This is a genomic window from Rhodococcus sp. H36-A4 (assembly GCF_027158005.1).
Classification (GTDB): domain Bacteria; phylum Actinomycetota; class Actinomycetes; order Mycobacteriales; family Mycobacteriaceae; genus Rhodococcoides.
In genome coordinates this window covers 1-16642 of sequence record NZ_JAPVLQ010000004.1, presented here as the reverse complement: position 1 = coordinate 16642, position 16642 = coordinate 1, and the positions used below count along the sequence as shown (strand labels likewise).

General features: G+C 62.0%; 15 protein-coding genes. 12 read left to right on the top strand and 3 right to left on the bottom strand.

Going from position 1 to position 16642, the window contains the following annotated elements:
* Positions 1–4 precede the first annotated feature (4 nt).
* From argC to O1W68_RS11875, 10 genes are all read left to right on the top strand, one after another.
* Positions 5–1075, top strand: coding sequence for an N-acetyl-gamma-glutamyl-phosphate reductase (gene argC, locus O1W68_RS11920; protein ID WP_269303811.1), 1071 nt, complete (start codon positions 5–7; stop codon positions 1073–1075).
* Positions 1075–2298, top strand: a complete 1224-nt coding sequence (gene argJ / locus O1W68_RS11915) for a bifunctional glutamate N-acetyltransferase/amino-acid acetyltransferase ArgJ (protein ID WP_269304477.1) — start codon at positions 1075–1077, stop codon at positions 2296–2298. The genes argC and argJ overlap by 1 nt, the downstream gene beginning before the upstream one ends.
* On the top strand, positions 2295–3203 hold the full coding sequence (argB, locus tag O1W68_RS11910; protein WP_269303810.1) for an acetylglutamate kinase: 909 nt from the start codon (positions 2295–2297) through the stop codon (positions 3201–3203). Before argJ ends, argB begins: the two co-directional genes overlap by 4 nt.
* Positions 3200–4399, top strand: coding sequence for an acetylornithine transaminase (locus O1W68_RS11905; RefSeq protein WP_269303808.1), 1200 nt, complete (start codon positions 3200–3202; stop codon positions 4397–4399). Before argB ends, O1W68_RS11905 begins: the two co-directional genes overlap by 4 nt.
* Positions 4400–4401: 2 nt before the next feature.
* The gene (gene argF / locus O1W68_RS11900; protein WP_269303806.1) at positions 4402–5337 is read left to right on the top strand and encodes an ornithine carbamoyltransferase; all 936 of its coding nucleotides are present in this window, start codon (positions 4402–4404) and stop codon (positions 5335–5337) included.
* A 17-nt stretch (positions 5338–5354) separates the two neighbouring features.
* Positions 5355–5867 carry an arginine repressor gene (locus O1W68_RS11895; protein WP_442972361.1) on the top strand — a complete coding sequence of 171 codons (513 nt, stop codon included), beginning with the start codon at positions 5355–5357 and terminating at the stop codon, positions 5865–5867.
* Positions 5868–5925: 58 nt separating this feature from the next.
* Positions 5926–7125 (top strand): argininosuccinate synthase, encoded by a 1200-nt coding sequence (locus O1W68_RS11890; protein WP_269303804.1) that lies wholly within the window; start codon positions 5926–5928, stop codon positions 7123–7125.
* A complete protein-coding gene (gene argH / locus O1W68_RS11885; RefSeq protein ID WP_269303802.1) occupies positions 7122–8567 on the top strand; it encodes an argininosuccinate lyase in 1446 nt (481 codons plus the stop codon). Before O1W68_RS11890 ends, argH begins: the two co-directional genes overlap by 4 nt.
* Positions 8568–8660: 93 nt before the next feature.
* Positions 8661–11687 carry an AMP-binding protein gene (locus tag O1W68_RS11880; protein WP_269303800.1) on the top strand — a complete coding sequence of 1009 codons (3027 nt, stop codon included), beginning with the start codon at positions 8661–8663 and terminating at the stop codon, positions 11685–11687.
* Between the two features lie 107 nt (positions 11688–11794).
* Entirely contained in the window at positions 11795–12001 is a 207-nt protein-coding gene (locus O1W68_RS11875) for a Trm112 family protein (RefSeq protein WP_269303798.1), read from the top strand.
* 3 nt (positions 12002–12004) lie between these two features.
* Here the strand turns inward: O1W68_RS11875 and O1W68_RS11870 are convergent, their stop codons facing one another.
* Genes O1W68_RS11870 through O1W68_RS11860 form a run of 3 tightly spaced genes read right to left on the bottom strand, consistent with a single transcriptional unit; the run spans position 12005 to position 14108 of the window.
* A complete protein-coding gene (locus O1W68_RS11870; RefSeq protein WP_269303796.1) occupies positions 12005–12619 on the bottom strand; it encodes a TetR/AcrR family transcriptional regulator in 615 nt (204 codons plus the stop codon).
* On the bottom strand, positions 12616–13371 hold the full coding sequence (locus O1W68_RS11865) for an ABC transporter permease (protein WP_269303794.1): 756 nt from the start codon (positions 13369–13371) through the stop codon (positions 12616–12618). The genes O1W68_RS11870 and O1W68_RS11865 overlap by 4 nt, the downstream gene beginning before the upstream one ends.
* On the bottom strand, positions 13368–14108 hold the full coding sequence (locus O1W68_RS11860) for an ABC transporter ATP-binding protein (protein ID WP_269303792.1): 741 nt from the start codon (positions 14106–14108) through the stop codon (positions 13368–13370). The genes O1W68_RS11865 and O1W68_RS11860 overlap by 4 nt, the downstream gene beginning before the upstream one ends.
* Before the next feature lie 99 nt (positions 14109–14207).
* Here O1W68_RS11860 and O1W68_RS11855 point away from each other — a divergent pair, with 99 nt between their 5' ends.
* Together O1W68_RS11855 and tyrS are read left to right on the top strand one after the other, a co-directional pair.
* Complete coding sequence (locus tag O1W68_RS11855) at positions 14208–14837, top strand: DNA-3-methyladenine glycosylase (RefSeq protein ID WP_442972347.1); 630 nt, start codon at positions 14208–14210, stop codon at positions 14835–14837.
* 38 nt (positions 14838–14875) lie between these two features.
* Positions 14876–16156 carry a tyrosine--tRNA ligase gene (gene tyrS / locus O1W68_RS11850; protein WP_269303790.1) on the top strand — a complete coding sequence of 427 codons (1281 nt, stop codon included), beginning with the start codon at positions 14876–14878 and terminating at the stop codon, positions 16154–16156.
* Positions 16157–16642 lie beyond the last annotated feature (486 nt).

Here is a 16642-nt window from a genome sequence, read left to right as displayed (position 1 = left end):
ACGTATGGTTGATGCAACGAATGACGGTGAGCGGTCAGCTCCGCTGAAAATCGCAGTCGCGGGGGCAAGCGGATACGCAGGTGGCGAGATTCTGCGATTGTTGCTCGGCCACCCGGGCGTGCGATCAGGGGCGCTCGTCATCGGATCGTTGACCGCCGGAGGTAATGCTGGCGCGGAGCTGGGTGACTTCCATCCCCATCTACTGCCACTCGCGGATCGCGTGCTGTCGGAAACGACCATCGACGAACTTGCCGGACATGACGTCGTATTTCTGGGGCTTCCGCACGGCAAGTCCGCAGAAATCGCCAATCAGCTTCCCGACACCGTCGTCATCATCGATTGCGGTGCCGACTTTCGACTCACCGACCCATCCGCATGGGAGAAGTACTACAAGACTCCGCACGCGGGAACGTGGCCTTACGGTTTGCCCGAATTACCGGGTGCACGGGAGAAGCTCGTCGGTGCCACGCGCATCGCTGTGCCGGGTTGCTATCCGACGGTGTCTAGTCTTGCGCTCGCTCCGGCCGTCGCTGCCGGCATTATCGAACCGCGCGTCAATGTTGTTGCCGTGACCGGAACTTCGGGGGCGGGACGAGCCCCGAAAGCAGACCTGCTCGGGTCCGAAGTCATGGGATCTGTACGGGCTTACGCAGTCGCCGGTGCCCATCGGCACACTCCGGAGATCATTCAAAACCTTTCTGCGCTGTCCCCGGTCCCGGTTTCGGTGTCGTTCACTCCCATCCTCGCTCCCATGCCCCGCGGAATTCTCGCCACCTGCACGGCCGTCTCGACGGCGACGCAGGAACAGGCGATCGAGGTGTACGAAAAGGCTTATGCAGCTGAGCCGTTCGTGCACGTACTAGGTGGTGGCAGGTTGCCTCAGACAGGTGCTGTGATCGGGTCCAATGCAGTGCAGCTCAGTGTGTCGGTCGATGTCGATGCCGGTTTGCTCGTCGTCATCGGTGTGATCGACAACCTGGCCAAAGGCACCGCAGGCGGCGCAGTGCAATCGATGAATCTTGCCCTTGGAATACCCGAGACCGACGGTCTCTCGACAGTGGGAGTTGCACCGTGATCAGTCTTGCTGATGCACATGCTTTGCCTGGCAAGCTCGTTCGGACACAGGGAGTGACGGCCTCCGCTGGTTTTCGCGGCGCTGGAATCGCCGCAGGCATCAAGGTCAGCGGTAGAACCGACCTTGCATTGGTCTTCAACGAGGGCCCGGATCTGACCGCGGCAGGCGTCTTCACCCGCAACAAGGTCAAAGCTGCACCCGTGCTGTGGTCGCAACAGGTGTTGAGTACCGGAAAGCTCCGTGCGGTCATCTTGAACTCGGGTGGTGCCAACGCCTGCACCGGTGCGCCCGGCTTTAGGGATGCGCATCGCACTGCGGAGGAAGTTGCCGGCGCGCTGAGCAATTGGGGGACTGAGACCGGGGCCGTCGAGGTCGCAGTCTGTTCGACCGGGTTGATCGGTGACAGGTTGCCGATGGACAAACTGATACCCGGTGTCACCGAGGTGGTCCACGAGCTCGCCGGTGGGATTTCCGGCGGTACCGATGCGGCACATGCCATCATGACGACCGATACCGTGCCCAAGCAAGCTGCGGTTCATCATGTCGACAAGTGGAATGTCGGTGGAATGGCAAAGGGCGCAGGGATGCTCGCACCCTCACTCGCGACGATGCTGTGCGTCGTCACGACCGATGCCGTTGCCACCGCAGACCAGCTCGACACCGCGCTGCGCAACGCCACACGGTTGTCCTTCGATCGGCTCGATGTCGACGGCGCGACGTCCACGAACGACACCGTGTTGCTTCTGTCCTCGGGCGCGAGCGGGGTGGCGCCGTCCCAGGAGGATCTCGACGCCGCAGTACTTGCTGTCTGTGATGATCTGGCAGATCAGCTGATGGCCGACGCAGAAGGCGTCACCAAGAGAATTCTCGTGAAGGTGTCCGGTGCCGTATCGGAGGACGACGCACTGATCGGTGCCCGAACCGTCGCGCGTGACAGCCTCGTGAAAACTGCGTTGTTCGGTTCGGACCCGAACTGGGGCCGAGTGCTGGCCGCAATCGGTATTGCGCCGATCGAGCTCGATCCCGACCGACTCTGCGTCTCGTTCAACGGACATCCGGTGTGCATCGATGGTGTCGGCGCTCCCGACGCACGCGAGGTGGATCTGTCCGGAGAAGATATCGAATTGACGATCGATCTGGGTGTGGGCGACGCGTCGGTGGTCATCCGCACGACCGATCTTTCACATGCGTACGTCGAAGAGAACTCGGCGTACTCCTCGTGACCGGGTCGGGTTTGTCTGCTACGCAGAAGGCGCACACGCTTGCGGGTGCGCTGCCGTGGCTGCAGAAGTTTCACGACAAGATCATCGTGGTCAAGTACGGCGGGAACGCCATGATCGACGACGATCTCAAGCGTGCGTTCGCCGAGGACATGGTTTTTCTGCGGACCATCGGCATCCATCCGGTCGTCGTGCACGGCGGCGGACCACAGATAACTGCGATGCTGTCGCGCTTGGGCATGACCGGGGAATTCCGTGGAGGATTCCGCGTCACCACCCCTGAGGTCATGGATGTCGTGCGGATGGTGCTGTTCGGCCAGGTCGGTCGTGAGCTCGTCGGTCTGATCAACAGTCACGGCCCCTACGCCGTGGGCATCTCCGGGGAAGATGCACATCTTTTCACCGCGTCGAAGCGCACCGTCATGGTCGACGGCATCGAAACCGACATCGGCCTCGTCGGCGACGTCACCTCGGTCAACCCGGACGCCGTGCTCGATCTCATTGCCGCGGGCCGGATTCCGGTGGTCTCCACCATCGCACCCGATGCCGACGGCGTCGTACACAACATCAATGCAGATACTGCTGCGGCAGCGCTCGCGGAAGCCATCGGGGCCGAGAAATTGGTTGTCCTCACCGATGTCGATGGGCTGTACACCGATTGGCCCGATCGTTCGTCTTTGACGTCGAAGATCGATGTCGACGCATTGTCAGCGCTTCTGCCGTCCCTCGACGCGGGCATGGTGCCCAAGATGGAGGCCTGCTTACGCGCAGTTCTGGGTGGTGTTCCGTCGGCACACGTCATCGACGGCCGAGTGCCGCACTCGGTTCTCGTCGAACTCTTCACGGGCGAAGGAATCGGCACGATGGTGCATCCCGCCCAACAAGCAGAAAAGGAAAACCAGCTATGACCGACCATGTCGCAACCGCCGATCTCCAGGCGCGGTGGTCGAACTCGCTGATGAACAATTACGGCGTGCCGCGTGTCGCTCTGGTCCGCGGTCAGGGCGCTGTCGTCACCGACGCCGACGGCAAGGAATACCTCGACCTGTTGGCTGGGATTGCTGTCAACATCCTCGGTCACGGGCATCCCGCCGTCATCGAAGCGGTGACCACGCAGTTGTCGACGCTGGGTCACACGTCGAATCTGTATGCGAGCGAACCGGGTATCGCCCTGGCCGAACAGCTGCTCGCCAATCTCGGTGCGGAGACGTCGGGTCGCGTGTTCCTGTGCAACTCGGGCACGGAGGCAAACGAGGCTGCCTTCAAGATTGCCCGGTTGACCGGTCGTCCGAACATCATCGCGGCAGAGAAGTCGTTCCATGGGCGCACGATGGGTGCCTTGGCGTTGACAGGGCAGCCGGACAAGCGTGTGCCGTTCGAGCCGATGCCCGCAGGCGTTCAGCACGTGCCGTACGGCGATGTCGCGGCACTCGAGGCTGCTGTCGATTCCGATACTGCAGCGGTGTTCCTCGAACCCATCATGGGTGAGGGAGGCGTTGTCGTTCCCCCCGAGGGGTATCTCGTTGCAGCTCGCGAGATCACGGCCCGTCACGGCGCTCTGTTGGTTCTGGACGAGGTCCAGACCGGAATCGGCCGCACCGGGTGGTTCTACGCGCACCAGGCCGTGGGAATTGTGCCGGACGTCATCACGCTCGCCAAGGGCCTCGGTGGTGGATTGCCGATCGGTGCATGTATCGGTATCGGCGAGGCGGCCACCTTGCTGCACCCGGGAAAGCACGGCACGACGTTCGGTGGCAATCCCGTGTGCGCGGCCGCTGCCCTCGCTGTCCTGCGCACGATCGCACAGGACGATCTGATCTCGCATGCAGATCGGATGGGGAAGCTGCTCATTCATTCGATCGAGGAATTGAACCACCCTCTCGTCGACCGAGTCCGCGGTGCAGGCCTGCTGCTCGGCGTGGTGCTGACCCAGCCCGTCGCACCTGCCGTCGAGTCGGCCGCACGTGAGGCCGGATTCCTGATCAACGCGGCGCAGCCCGATGTGCTGCGTCTCGCTCCACCACTCGTTCTGACCGAGGACCAAGCTGCATCGTTCGTCGCAGCGCTTCCCACACTTCTCGATTCAGCACAGGAAACGGAATAGCCATGGCAATGATCAACTTCCTGCGGGACGACGACCTGACTCCGCAGCAGCAGGGCGAGGTTCTCGCCATCGCCGCCGAACTCAAGCGCGCTCCGTTCTCGAAGCGACCACTCGAGGGGCCGCAGGGCGTCGGAGTCATCTTCGAGAAGAATTCCACTCGAACTCGTTTTTCCTTCGAGATCGGGATTGCACAGCTCGGCGGTCATGCTGTCGTCGTCGATGGCCGCGATACTCAGCTGGGGCGTGAAGAGACTCTGCAGGACACCGGCAGGGTGCTCTCGCGCTACGTCGAGGCGGTCGTGTGGCGCACGTTCGGGCAGAAGCGACTCGAACAGATGGCGTTGGGTGCCACCGTCCCGATCGTCAATGCGTTGTCCGACGAGTTCCATCCGTGCCAGGTGCTCGCCGATCTGCAGACTCTCGCCGAGCAGAAGGGCTCGTTGACGGGCCTGGAACTCGCGTACTTCGGTGACGGAGCGAACAACATGGCGCATTCGCTCCTGCTCGGCGGCGTCACCGCAGGAATCAATGTGACGATTGCTGCGCCGAAGGAGTTCGCACCGCTGGATTACGTGCTCGAGGCGGCTAGGGCGCGCGCTGCGCAGACGGGGGCCACGATCACGATCACCGACGACCCCCAGGCCGCTGCGACGGGCGCAGACGCTCTGGTTACCGATACGTGGACGTCGATGGGTCAGGAGAACGACGGACTCGATCGCGTCGCACCGTTTCGGCCGTACCGGATCGACACCGAGTTGTTGGCACTTGCCAAGCCCGACGCCGTCGTACTGCATTGCTTGCCCGCACATCGCGGGGAAGAGATCACCGACGAGGTTCTCGATGGGCCTCGCAGCGTCGTATGGGACGAGGCCGAGAACCGGTTGCATGCGCAGAAGGCGCTGCTGGTCTGGCTGCTCGAGCAGGCGCGACGGCCGTGAGCGAGCAGGTGTCGTCGATGCCACCGACGCAGTCGATGCCGTTGACGGCGTCTACGCGGGCAGGCAGGCAGGCACGCATCGTGTCCCTGCTGTCGACACACCAGGTGCGCAGTCAGCCGGAGCTCGCATCGTTACTGGTCGCCGAAGGTATCGATGTCACCCAGGCGACACTCTCGCGTGATCTCGACGAGCTCGGAGCCGTCAAACTTCGTGCGGCCGACGGCGGCGCCGGGGTCTACGTGGTTCCCGAGGACGGTAGCCCTTTTCGAGGCGTATCCGGCGGAACGGACCGACTCACTCGTATGCTCGGCGAGCTGCTGGTTTCGACGGACTGGAGCGGAAATCAAGCTGTTCTCCGAACACCGCCGGGCGCTGCGCACTACCTCGCCAGCGCGCTCGACCGGGCCTCTTTGAGGGAGATTGTGGGAACGATTGCCGGGGATGACACCATTTTGGTGATCGCCCGCGAACCACTCACCGGACAAGAGCTCGCGGACAAGCTGGAAAGATTGGCCAGACGCGCGGATTAGCAGTCCCGCCGACGGCAAAACCGAGAATTACCCACAGCTACAAAGGAGCGCATACATCATGGCCGAACGCGTCATTCTCGCCTACTCGGGCGGATTGGACACCTCCGTCGCCATCAGTTGGATCGGCAAGGAGACCGGCAAAGAGGTCGTCGCCGTCGCCATCGATTTGGGTCAGGGCGGTGAGGACATGGAGGTCGTGCGCCAGCGCGCCCTCGATTGTGGTGCTGTCGAGGCCGTCGTCGTCGACGCCCGGGACGAGTTCGCCGACGAGTACTGCCTGCCGACGATTCAGAACAATGCGCTGTACATGGATCGCTACCCGCTGGTGTCTGCGATCAGCCGTCCGCTGATCGTCAAGCATCTCGTCGAGGCTGCTCGCTCGCACGGTGGAACAGTCGTCGCACACGGTTGCACCGGTAAGGGCAACGACCAGGTTCGCTTCGAGGTCGGGTTCAACACACTCGCACCCGAGCTCGACGTCCTCGCTCCCGTTCGCGATTACGCCTGGACGCGGGAGAAGGCGATTGCGTTCGCCGAAGAGAACAAGATTCCGATCAACGTCAGCAAGAAGTCCCCCTTCTCGATCGATCAGAACGTGTGGGGCCGTGCAGTCGAGACCGGCTTCCTCGAAGATCTGTGGAACGCCCCGACGAAGGACGTCTACGACTACACCCAGGATCCATCGGCCAACTGGACAGCCCCGGACGAGCTCATCATCGGCTTCGAAAAGGGCCGTCCGGTCAGCATCGACGGCCGTCCGGTGTCGGTTCTCGAAGCGATCCAGGAACTGAACACGCGGGCGGGCGCTCAGGGCGTCGGCCGTCTCGATGTAGTCGAGGACCGTCTCGTGGGCATCAAGAGCCGCGAGATCTACGAGGTTCCAGGCGCGATGGTCCTGATCCGCGCGCACGAGGAACTCGAGCACGTCACCCTCGAGCGTGAGCTCGGCCGTCACAAGCGGCACACCGATCAGAAGTGGGCCGAGCTGGTGTACGACGGTCTGTGGTATTCCCCCCTCAAGGGTGCGCTCGATACGTTCAACGAGCACACCCAAGAGCACGTGTCCGGTGAAATCCGCCTTGCGCTGCATGCGGGTTCCATCAGCGTCAACGGACGCCGCAGCGACAAGTCGCTGTACGACTTCAATCTCGCGACGTACGACGAGGGCGACACTTTCGATCAGTCGTCCGCCAAGGGGTTCGTCCAGCTTCATGGGTTGTCGTCGAAGATCGCCCACAAGCGGGATCTGGGATTGTGAGTTCGTCCGGCGCTCATGGCACCAACGAGGGGTCACTGTGGGGCGGACGCTTTGCGTCCGGCCCCGCAGCGGCCATGGCGGCACTGAGCAAGTCCACCCATTTCGATTGGGTCCTTGCGCCCTACGACATTCGGGCGTCGATGGCACATGCCCGCGTCCTCAACGGCGCAGGTTTGTTGACGGCTCAGGATCTCGAGACGATGCTCGCCGGCTTGCAGGGTTTGGCCGACGATGTCGCATCCGGCGCATTTGTAGCAGCGGAGTCCGACGAGGACGTCCACGGTGCACTGGAACGGGGTCTGATCGATCGGGTGGGAGCCGAGGTAGGTGGACGTCTTCGGGCAGGCCGCTCACGCAACGACCAAGTCGCGACTCTGTTCCGTATGTGGCTACGTGACGCTGTTCGTCGGGTATCGACGGGCGTACTCGATGTAGTGGATTCCCTTGCACAGCAGGCTGCGTCGCATTCGAGCGCGGTCATGCCTGGGAAGACGCATTCGCAGGCGGCGCAGCCGGTACTTCTTGCACATCATCTCCTTGCCCACACTCATCCGTTGTTGCGAGATGTTCAGCGGTTCGTGGACTTCGACGTCAGGGCCGCTGTGTCGCCCTACGGGTCGGGGGCGTTGGCTGGTTCCTCGCTCGGGCTGAGCCCGGAGAAGATTGCTGCGGAGTTGGGGTTCGAGTCCTCGGCGGAGAACTCGATCGATGCAACTTCTTCACGTGATTTCGCCGCTGAGGCAGCGTTCGTCCTGGCGATGACGGCTGTCGACCTCTCGCGTCTGGCTGAGGAGATCATTTCGTGGAGTACGCCGGAGTACGGCTACGTGACGCTGGCCGACGCGTGGTCCACCGGAAGTTCGATCATGCCGCAGAAGAAGAATCCCGACGTCGCGGAGCTGACGCGTGGTAAATCGGGTCGGCTGATCGGAAATCTCACGGGATTGTTGGCAACTCTGAAGGCTCAGCCTCTGGCGTACAACAGGGACTTGCAGGAGGACAAGGAGCCGGTCTTCGACTCCGTTGCCCAGTTGGAGTTGTTGCTTCCAGCTCTTGCCGGTTTGGTGCAGACCCTCGAGTTTCATGTCGATCGTCTGGCAGAACTGGCGCCGGCAGGCTTCACGTTGGCCACCGATATCGCCGAGTGGCTGGTTCGTCAGGGCATTCCGTTCCGGGTGGCGCACGAAGCTGCAGGTGCTTGCGTCAAGGCTGCCGAGGCACGCGGTGTGGGCTTGGCCGAACTCACCGATGAGGAGTTGTCCTCTATCGACCCGGCTCTGACGCCGGAGGTGCGCACCGTTCTGACCGTCGAGGGATCCATCTCTTCTCGTGATTCACGAGGTGGGACTGCTGCGGTTCAGGTCGTCAAGCAGTTGAACGGAGTTCGTTCGACGGCGGAGCGTCTTCGGAATTGGGTCGATTCGGGCATCCGAACGCACTGAGACGCAAAACAGTCATGTTCGCCGGATTTCGGACGGGCGTATGGCAAGCTTGCGGAAACGTGGCAAGTGGGCGGTCGGAGTCCATATCCCGAAATGCAGGGGATCGAACCGGGAGTTGTAGTTGTGGGACTGAATGCAGACGCGGTCCGCGGACCGTTGCGACGTGCGATCGCAACTGCACAGAACGGACTGGAAGTCATCCGTTTGGGCGGGCTCGAAACCGAGGTCGATTCATCTCCCTTCAAGATCGTCGATCGAGAACCGATGTACAAGTTGCGTCGCTACTTCCCCGACGCCCTCGGTACCGATTCCAGGCCTCCGGTCGTTCTCGTTCCGCCGATGATGGTGTCGGCGGACGTATACGACGTGACCACCGACCATGGCGCCGCCGGGATTCTGCACAGGATGGGCCTCGATCCATGGGTCGTCGATTTCGGTTCCCCCGACACCGAGGAGGGCGGATGGAGTCGTACCCTCGCCGATCATGTCGTAGCCATCAGCGAGGTCATCGACAAGGTTCACGAGCACACCGGACGTGACGTCCACCTCGCCGGCTATTCCCAGGGTGGGATGTTCTGTTACCAAGCGGCTGCCTATCGCGGCGGACGAAACCTGGCCAGCCTCATCACGTTCGGTGCTCCGGTCGACACTCTGGCAGCGCTGCCGCTCGGTATTCCAGCCGGTGTGGCTACGCGCGGCGCCGAGTTCCTTGCCGACCACGTATTCACGCGGCTGGCAGTATCCGGGTGGATGGCCCGTACTGGATTTCAACTCCTCGATCCAGCCAAGACCGTGCGATCGCGGCTCGATTTTCTACGACAACTCCACGACCGCGAAGCGTTGCTCCCGCGCGAACCACAGCGTCGCTTCCTTGCTCTCGACGGCTGGGTCGCGTGGTCGGGTCCCGCTGTAGCGGAGCTTTTGAAGCAATTCGTGGTGCACAACAGAATGATGACCGGCGGTTTCGTCATCAAGGATCGCTTGCTCACATTGTCGAATTTGACGGTTCCGGTTCTCGCGTTCATCGGCGAGGTCGACGACATCGGGCAGCCACTGGCCGTGCGCGGCATCAGGCGGGCGGCGCCGCGCGCAGAAGTGTACGAAAGTACGCTTCGTGCAGGGCATTTCGGGCTCGTAGTCGGGAGCTTGGCCGCGTCGCAGACGTGGCCGACAACGGGGGAGTGGGTTCGTTGGCGTGAAGGTCTTGGAGACAAGCCCGAAGCCGCGCACGAGATGATGTACGGCGAGCACCAGGACACCGAGAGTGGTGTATCGGTGAGCAACCGGATCATCCACACTGCAGCCTCGATTGCCGAGGTTGGAGTAGGGGTCGGTCGTGGACTTGCTTCGGCTGCCGCCGGCGCGGTGCGTGGCACTCGCGAGATCTCCACCGAGGCCGTTAGAACCTTGCCGAGGTTGGCGCGACTCGGTCAGATGCAACCCCACACTCTCGTGTCACTGGGACGACTCATCGCGGAACAGGGTCGAAAGTCGCCCAACGGCGAGTGCTTCTTGTTCGACGACCGTGTCCACACCTACCGGGCCGTCAATGCTCGTATCGACAACGTGGTCCGAGGTCTGCTCGCGTCGGGTGTCAGGCCGTCCGCTCGCATCGGTGTACTGATGGACACTCGCCCCAGCGCGTTGGCGGCCATCACAGCGTTGTCGCGTATCGGCGCTGTCGCAGTACTCTTCCCACCGGGGGGAGATCTGGAGAGCGCACTGCGGGCGATCGACGTGGACACCGTCATCGCTGATCCCGAGAACATGAAGGCAGCGACTTCGGTGGCCGCCAACGTACTCGTTCTAGGTGGCGGAGACGTTCGAACTCTCGACATTCCCTCGGGTTCCGATGTCGTCGATCTCGAACTGATCGACCCGGACTCGGTGCGATTGCCCGCGTGGTACTCACCGGATCCTGGCCGTGCCCGGGAACTGGCAGTGGTGCTGTTCAACCCGACCGAGCGTGGGTTGGAACCGCGCTTCATCACCAACCATCGTTGGGCCCTGTCCGCGTTCGGCACTGCAACAGCAGCGGCTTTGGGTAGTGGCGACACAGTGTATTGCCTTGCCCCTCTTCATCATTCCGCCGGATTGCTGGTCAGCGTGGGTGGCGCACTTGCCGGTGGTTCGCGCATAGCGCTTTCGCGTGGTCTCGAACCGACCCGATTCGCCGAGGAAGTATCTCGGTACGGGGTCACCGTCATCAGTTACACCTGGGCGATGATGCAGGCGATACTCGACGACGAGCTCTCGGCTCTGGACATGAGTCATCCGGTTCGACTCTTCATCGGGTCCGGAATGCCCGTCGGTCTCTGGAAACGCACGCTGGAGCGGTTCGCGCCTGCACGGGTGCTCGAATTTTATGCCTCCACTGAGAACGACGTCATCCTCGCCAACGTAGGCGGTTCGAAGATCGGCTCCAAGGGGCGACCGCTTCCGGGGAGCGCCAGGGTGGCACTTGCCGCCTACGATCCGATCAACGGCCGGCTCGAGGAGGACGAAGATGGCTTCGTTCGCATGTGCCGAGACGATGAGGTCGGCCTTCTACTCGGACGTCCGGGAAGCGACGGCGAGGTCACCAGTCCGCTGATGCGCGATGTCTTCCAGCCAGGAGACTCGTGGATTCCGACGGAGAATCTATTTCGACGCGACTCCGACGGGGACTTCTGGCTCGTCGATCGCAAGGACACCGTCGTGAAGACTCGACGCGGACCGGTCTTCACTCAGCCGATCATCGACGCGTTCGGTGACGTCGAGGACGTCGTGTCGGTTGTCGTGTACGGCGTCGATCCGATCGGTTCGAGCAGAGAACATCACCGTTCGGATCGACGTGTCGACGAGATCGCAGTATGCGGGGTGTCCGTGCGGGGGGACAACTCGCTGCCGGTCAAAACCGTAAGCGATGTGATGGCAGTGTTACTGCCGGCTCAGCGCCCCGACATCGTCCACATCGTCGACGAGATTTCGCTTTCTCGCGCGTTCCGGCCAAAGATGACCGAACTGCAGAAGGCCGGGGTTCCGGTTCCGGGTGTCAGGTCCTGGTACTACGACACCGACTCGGGGTCTTACCGACGGTTGACGAAAGCGGTTGTCGCCGAACAGTTCACGAAGAGCTGACAGGCCCTCGTCAGGCAGTCGAGGCTGCGATGGATCGATCATCGGATAAGTTGATCGCACGGACTTCGCTCCGGCCAGGTAGGACAAACACCGAGAGAAGGACTTCAGTGGCTATCGATCAGACGCTCCTCAGTATTCTTGCGTGCCCCGTGGACAAGGGGCCGTTGCTACTTGTCGATGACGAACTGCTGTACAACCCCCGGCTGCAGCGCGCTTACCCGATCGAGAATGGGATTCCGGTGTTGCTGGTAGATGAGGCGCGCGACGTGGATCAGGCCGAGCACGAGTCCATTGTGGCGCGGGCACAGTCCTAGTCGCTACTTTTCGGGCATGGGCCCGGTGAGGTACTGCTGCAGGATCGGGGCTACCCAGTCGACAACCCGAGCGACGGGCATCGACGCCAGCGGTTCGAGCGCGAGTATGTGACGGGTGAGCAGCAGTCCAGCCATCTGTGACGCGACGAGGTTCACGCGTTCGAGCGCCGAACCGATCGGGCTGTCGACTCTTTTCGCAACGTCGCGGAGTGCGACCTGCAGGAGAAATGTACCGATCAACGTCGTATCCCCGGATGCGATCATGGATCGGAACGCTGCGATGACGGCTTCACCGTCTTTCGAGTCCCACACGCCCAGAATTGCAGTAGCCAGGGCGCGACCAAGGTCGTCGTTGTCGGCAACTGCGACAGGTTCCAGAACGTCGGCTGGGTCAGCGGGGAGTGCAATTGCTGCAACGAACAGGCCTCGTTTGGTGCCGAAGTAGTGGTGGACGAGTGCAGAGTCGACGCCTGCATCGGCAGCGACGCTGCGGATGGAGGTCGTATCGAAACCGGACCGCGCGAACCGGGTGCGAGCGGACGCAAGGATCGCCTCCCGGGTTTTCGATTGCCCTGGCCTTCGCCCTGATTTGCTTCCGACACCGTTCGCTTCGGTCACGGGGTTCTCCGTCGCAGCGTTGCCGCTCCAGCACAAAGAGCAAGCACGGTGAAGCCGGCGACCACCGCTATGTCGGCCCCCATTCTCCCGGTGACACCGGTGTGCAGCGAGACTTCTTGCAGTGCGTCGACGGCGTAGGTGAGTGGCAAAAAGTTACTGATGATGTGCAGCCAGTCCGGCATCTGATCACGCGGCACGAGCAGGCCACACAGGAAGAACTGCGGAAGCACTACCAAGGGCATGAATTGAACTGCCTGGAACTCGGTTTTCGCGAAGGCACTGCACAGTAGACCGATCGACACACCCAACATCGCCACGAGCACAGCAATGACGACAACCCACACCGCTGGTCCGGCCGTCGTCAATCCGAGTGCCCCGAAAGTTACCGCGCAGGCGAGCAGGGCCTGACCGAGTGCGGCTACGGAGAATGCCGACCCGTAGCTCCCCAATAACTCCAGCTTCGACATCGGAGTCGTCAGTAGTCGTTCGAGGGTTCCCGAAGTTCGTTCGCGTTGCATCGCGATGGAGGTGATCAGGAACATCACGACGAAGGGGAGGATGCCGAGCATCGTGATTGCTATGCGGTCGAACAGCGACTGCTGGCCGGCCGGTGTCGGAACATTCGCGTACAGGAAATAAAGCAACACCATCAGTAGGGATGGGACCAGCAAGATCATCGCGACGGTTCGACGATCGGCCCGCAGTTGTCGCAGGATCCGCCCGGTACCCGCGGCATAGATGCGCGCGCTCATGACGCCGTCTCGATCGGTGCCGCGGAGAGGATCAACGAGAGAAATGCTTGTTCGAGGCTGGTTTCGCCCGTCCGGGAGCGGAGTTCGGCTGGACTGAGCTCCGCCAGCACTCTGCCGTCGCGCATCAAGATCAGTCGACTGCAGTGATCAGCCTCTTCCATGGCGTGACTGGACACCAGAATTGTGGTGCCGGATGCGGCGAGGTCGGCAAATCGTTTCCACAACTCGGCACGGAGTACAGGATCCAGTCCGACGGTCGGTTCGTCGAGGACGATGAATTCGGGCTCGGCGACCAGTGCACTTGCCAGCGACACCCGACCCAGCTGACCGCCGGACAATTCACCCGCCGGCGACGATGCGTGGTCGGTCAGCCCGACGGACTCGATGGCAGAGTCCGCAGAAGCGACTGTGCGCCCGAACAGTGCGGCAAAGTATGCGACGTTCTCGCGGACAGTCAGATCCCCGTAGACGCTGGGGGCTTGCGCGACGTAGCCGACTGTGGCGCGTAGGCGTTTGGATCCGGCACGTAAGCCGAGCACTTCAACCGTTCCGCTCTGGACTATCTGAGTACCGACGATGGCCCGCATCAACGTTGACTTTCCGCATCCGGAGGGTCCGAGAAGCCCCGTGATGGTGCCGCGTGGGATGGACAAGTTCACATCATCGAGAGCCACTCTTTTTCGGCGTCGAACGGTGAGGTTCGTTATCTCGACGGCATTCACCGAGTCGACAGACATAACAGTGCCTCCTGGATCTCATCATTCGATGATTTCATCGCATGATGAATTTATAACCCCGGTGATGGCCAGCGGTCAAGGGGCGGCATCATAGGACGCGTGGGCCTGGCAGAACTCGAATACGGTGATCCCCCGGAGATGGCACGACGGATACTCGGTGGCACTTTGACCGCCGGCGGCGTCGTGGTTCGAATCGTCGAAGTAGAGGCATACGGCGGACCGATCGACGGTCCGTGGCCGGACCCGGCCGCGCACTCGTACCGCGGGCAGACGAACCGCAACGCGGTGATGTTCGGACCCGCGGGTCGCCTGTACGTCTACCTCAGCTACGGAATGCATCTCTGCATGAACGTCAGCTGCGGTCCCGACGGGACGCCCGCCGCCGTGCTTCTTCGGGCAGGTGAGGTTGTCGACGGCCACGACATCGTGGCTGCCCGGCGCCCAGCAGCAAGATCGGCTGCTTCCTTGGCGAAGGGGCCGGGAAATCTCGGCAGCGCACTCGGAATCGGTCTCGCGGACAACGGAACAGCGCTGTTCGACGCAGATTCGCCGATAACTCTGGCAATGCCTCTGTTTGCTGCGTACTCCGATGAGATCGCATCCGGCCCGCGCGTAGGAGTCAGTGTTGCGGCAGAAAGGGAATGGCGATTCTGGATTCGAGGGTCTTCGTCGGTATCGAGCTACCGGCGCAGTCCGAAGGCTCGACTCGTGGGTGAGCCGGAGGCCTGACGATGGCGTCGTAACGCACATGCGGGAGAATCGAACGCGTGAGTGAGAACATTATCGACGAATTGACCTGGCGAGGGCTCATCGCGCAGTCCACCGATGTGGACGAGCTGAAGAAGGCGACCGAGGCGGGTCCGATCACTCTGTATGCGGGCTTCGATCCGACCGGCCCCAGCCTGCATGCCGGTCACCTGGTTCCCTTGCTCGCGCTGACACGATTTCAGCGAGCAGGCCACCGCCCCATCGTCATGGCGGGCGGCGCGACCGGACTCATCGGCGACCCCAGGGATGTGGGGGAGCGGACCATGAACTCCTCCGATACCGTCCGCGACTGGTCCGATCGCATCCGTGGTCAGCTCGAGCGTTTCGTCGAATTCGATGAAACTGCGACCGGCGCAATTGTGGAGAACAACCTGAACTGGACCGGCGAGCTGTCGGCGATCGATTTCTTGCGGGACATCGGCAAGCATTTCTCCATCAACGTGATGCTGGCACGGGACACGGTGAAGAAGCGGCTCGACGGCGACGGTATGTCCTACACCGAGTTCAGTTACATGCTTCTGCAAGCGAACGACTACGTGCAGTTGAGGCGCACGTACGGGTGCTCGCTCCAGATCGGTGGGTCCGATCAATGGGGGAACATCGTTGCAGGGGTGGAACTGAACAGGCGCCAGGACGCGGAGTCCGTGCATGGGATGACGGTCCCGTTGGTCACGTCTGCAGATGGAAAAAAGTTCGGCAAGTCCACCGGTGGGGGAAGCCTGTGGCTCGACCCGGAGATGACCAGCCCGTACGCCTGGTACCAGTACTTCGTGAACACCGGCGACGCCGACGTGGTGAAGTACCTCCGCTGGTTCACCTTCCTGGATCGAGCCGAGCTCGATGAGCTGGACATCGCCACCAAAGAGCGACCCCATGCCCGCGAGGCGCAGCGTCGCCTTGCGGCCGAGATGACGACGCTGGTTCACGGTGAAGCGAACACCCGTGCGGTGGAGCTCGCCAGCCAGGCGTTGTTCGGCCGCGCGGAACTGGGAGAGCTCGACGAGACAACTCTCGCCGCGGCACTGCGCGAGGCGTCGATTGCACAGATTCACGAGGGTGATCCCAAGACGATTATCGATCTCCTTGTAGCCACCGGGCTCTCGGATAGTAAGGGCGCGGCGCGACGGGCCGTAAAGGAAGGCGGCGCTTCAGTGAACAACCAGAAGGTCGTAACCGAGGACTGGACACCGACTAGCAGCGACCTTCTTCATGGGCAATGGCTGGTGGTACGCCGTGGAAAGCGAAACTTTGCCGGGGTACAGATCACCGGAACGTTGTAATCGGTATCGTGGTGGCCGGAGTCACATGCGTGTGATTCGCGCGGAAGCGCTAGCAGCAAGAGCTCGGACCGCCTGCCACCACGGAGTTTGGCCGGCGGACTTCCAGCGACCTGGGGATTTGACGCGTTGTTCTCCTGCGCGTAACTTTATCCAAGTCAGAGCGAGCCGGACACCGACCTGGTCTTCACGGACCGGGACACGAGGTTGTACGGGGTTTGCACTGAAAATCCTGGTTCGGCAAGATCATGTTGTCGTGTGAGGGTGGTTCGATGTGACGGGGTTATTGACTCGGTCGCTTGGATTAGCTAGGCTGGAACGGTTGCCCCAGGCGCTGCGAGAACATGGTTTTCGTGGGTGTGTGGTGTGTGCGTGTTCTTTGAGAACTCAACAGTGTGTCGATGAATGTCAGTGCCGAATTTTGTATTTGGTGAAAGCATCCGATGTCGATGATCATCCGCTTGTGGTGGTTATGGTTGGGTGTTGTTT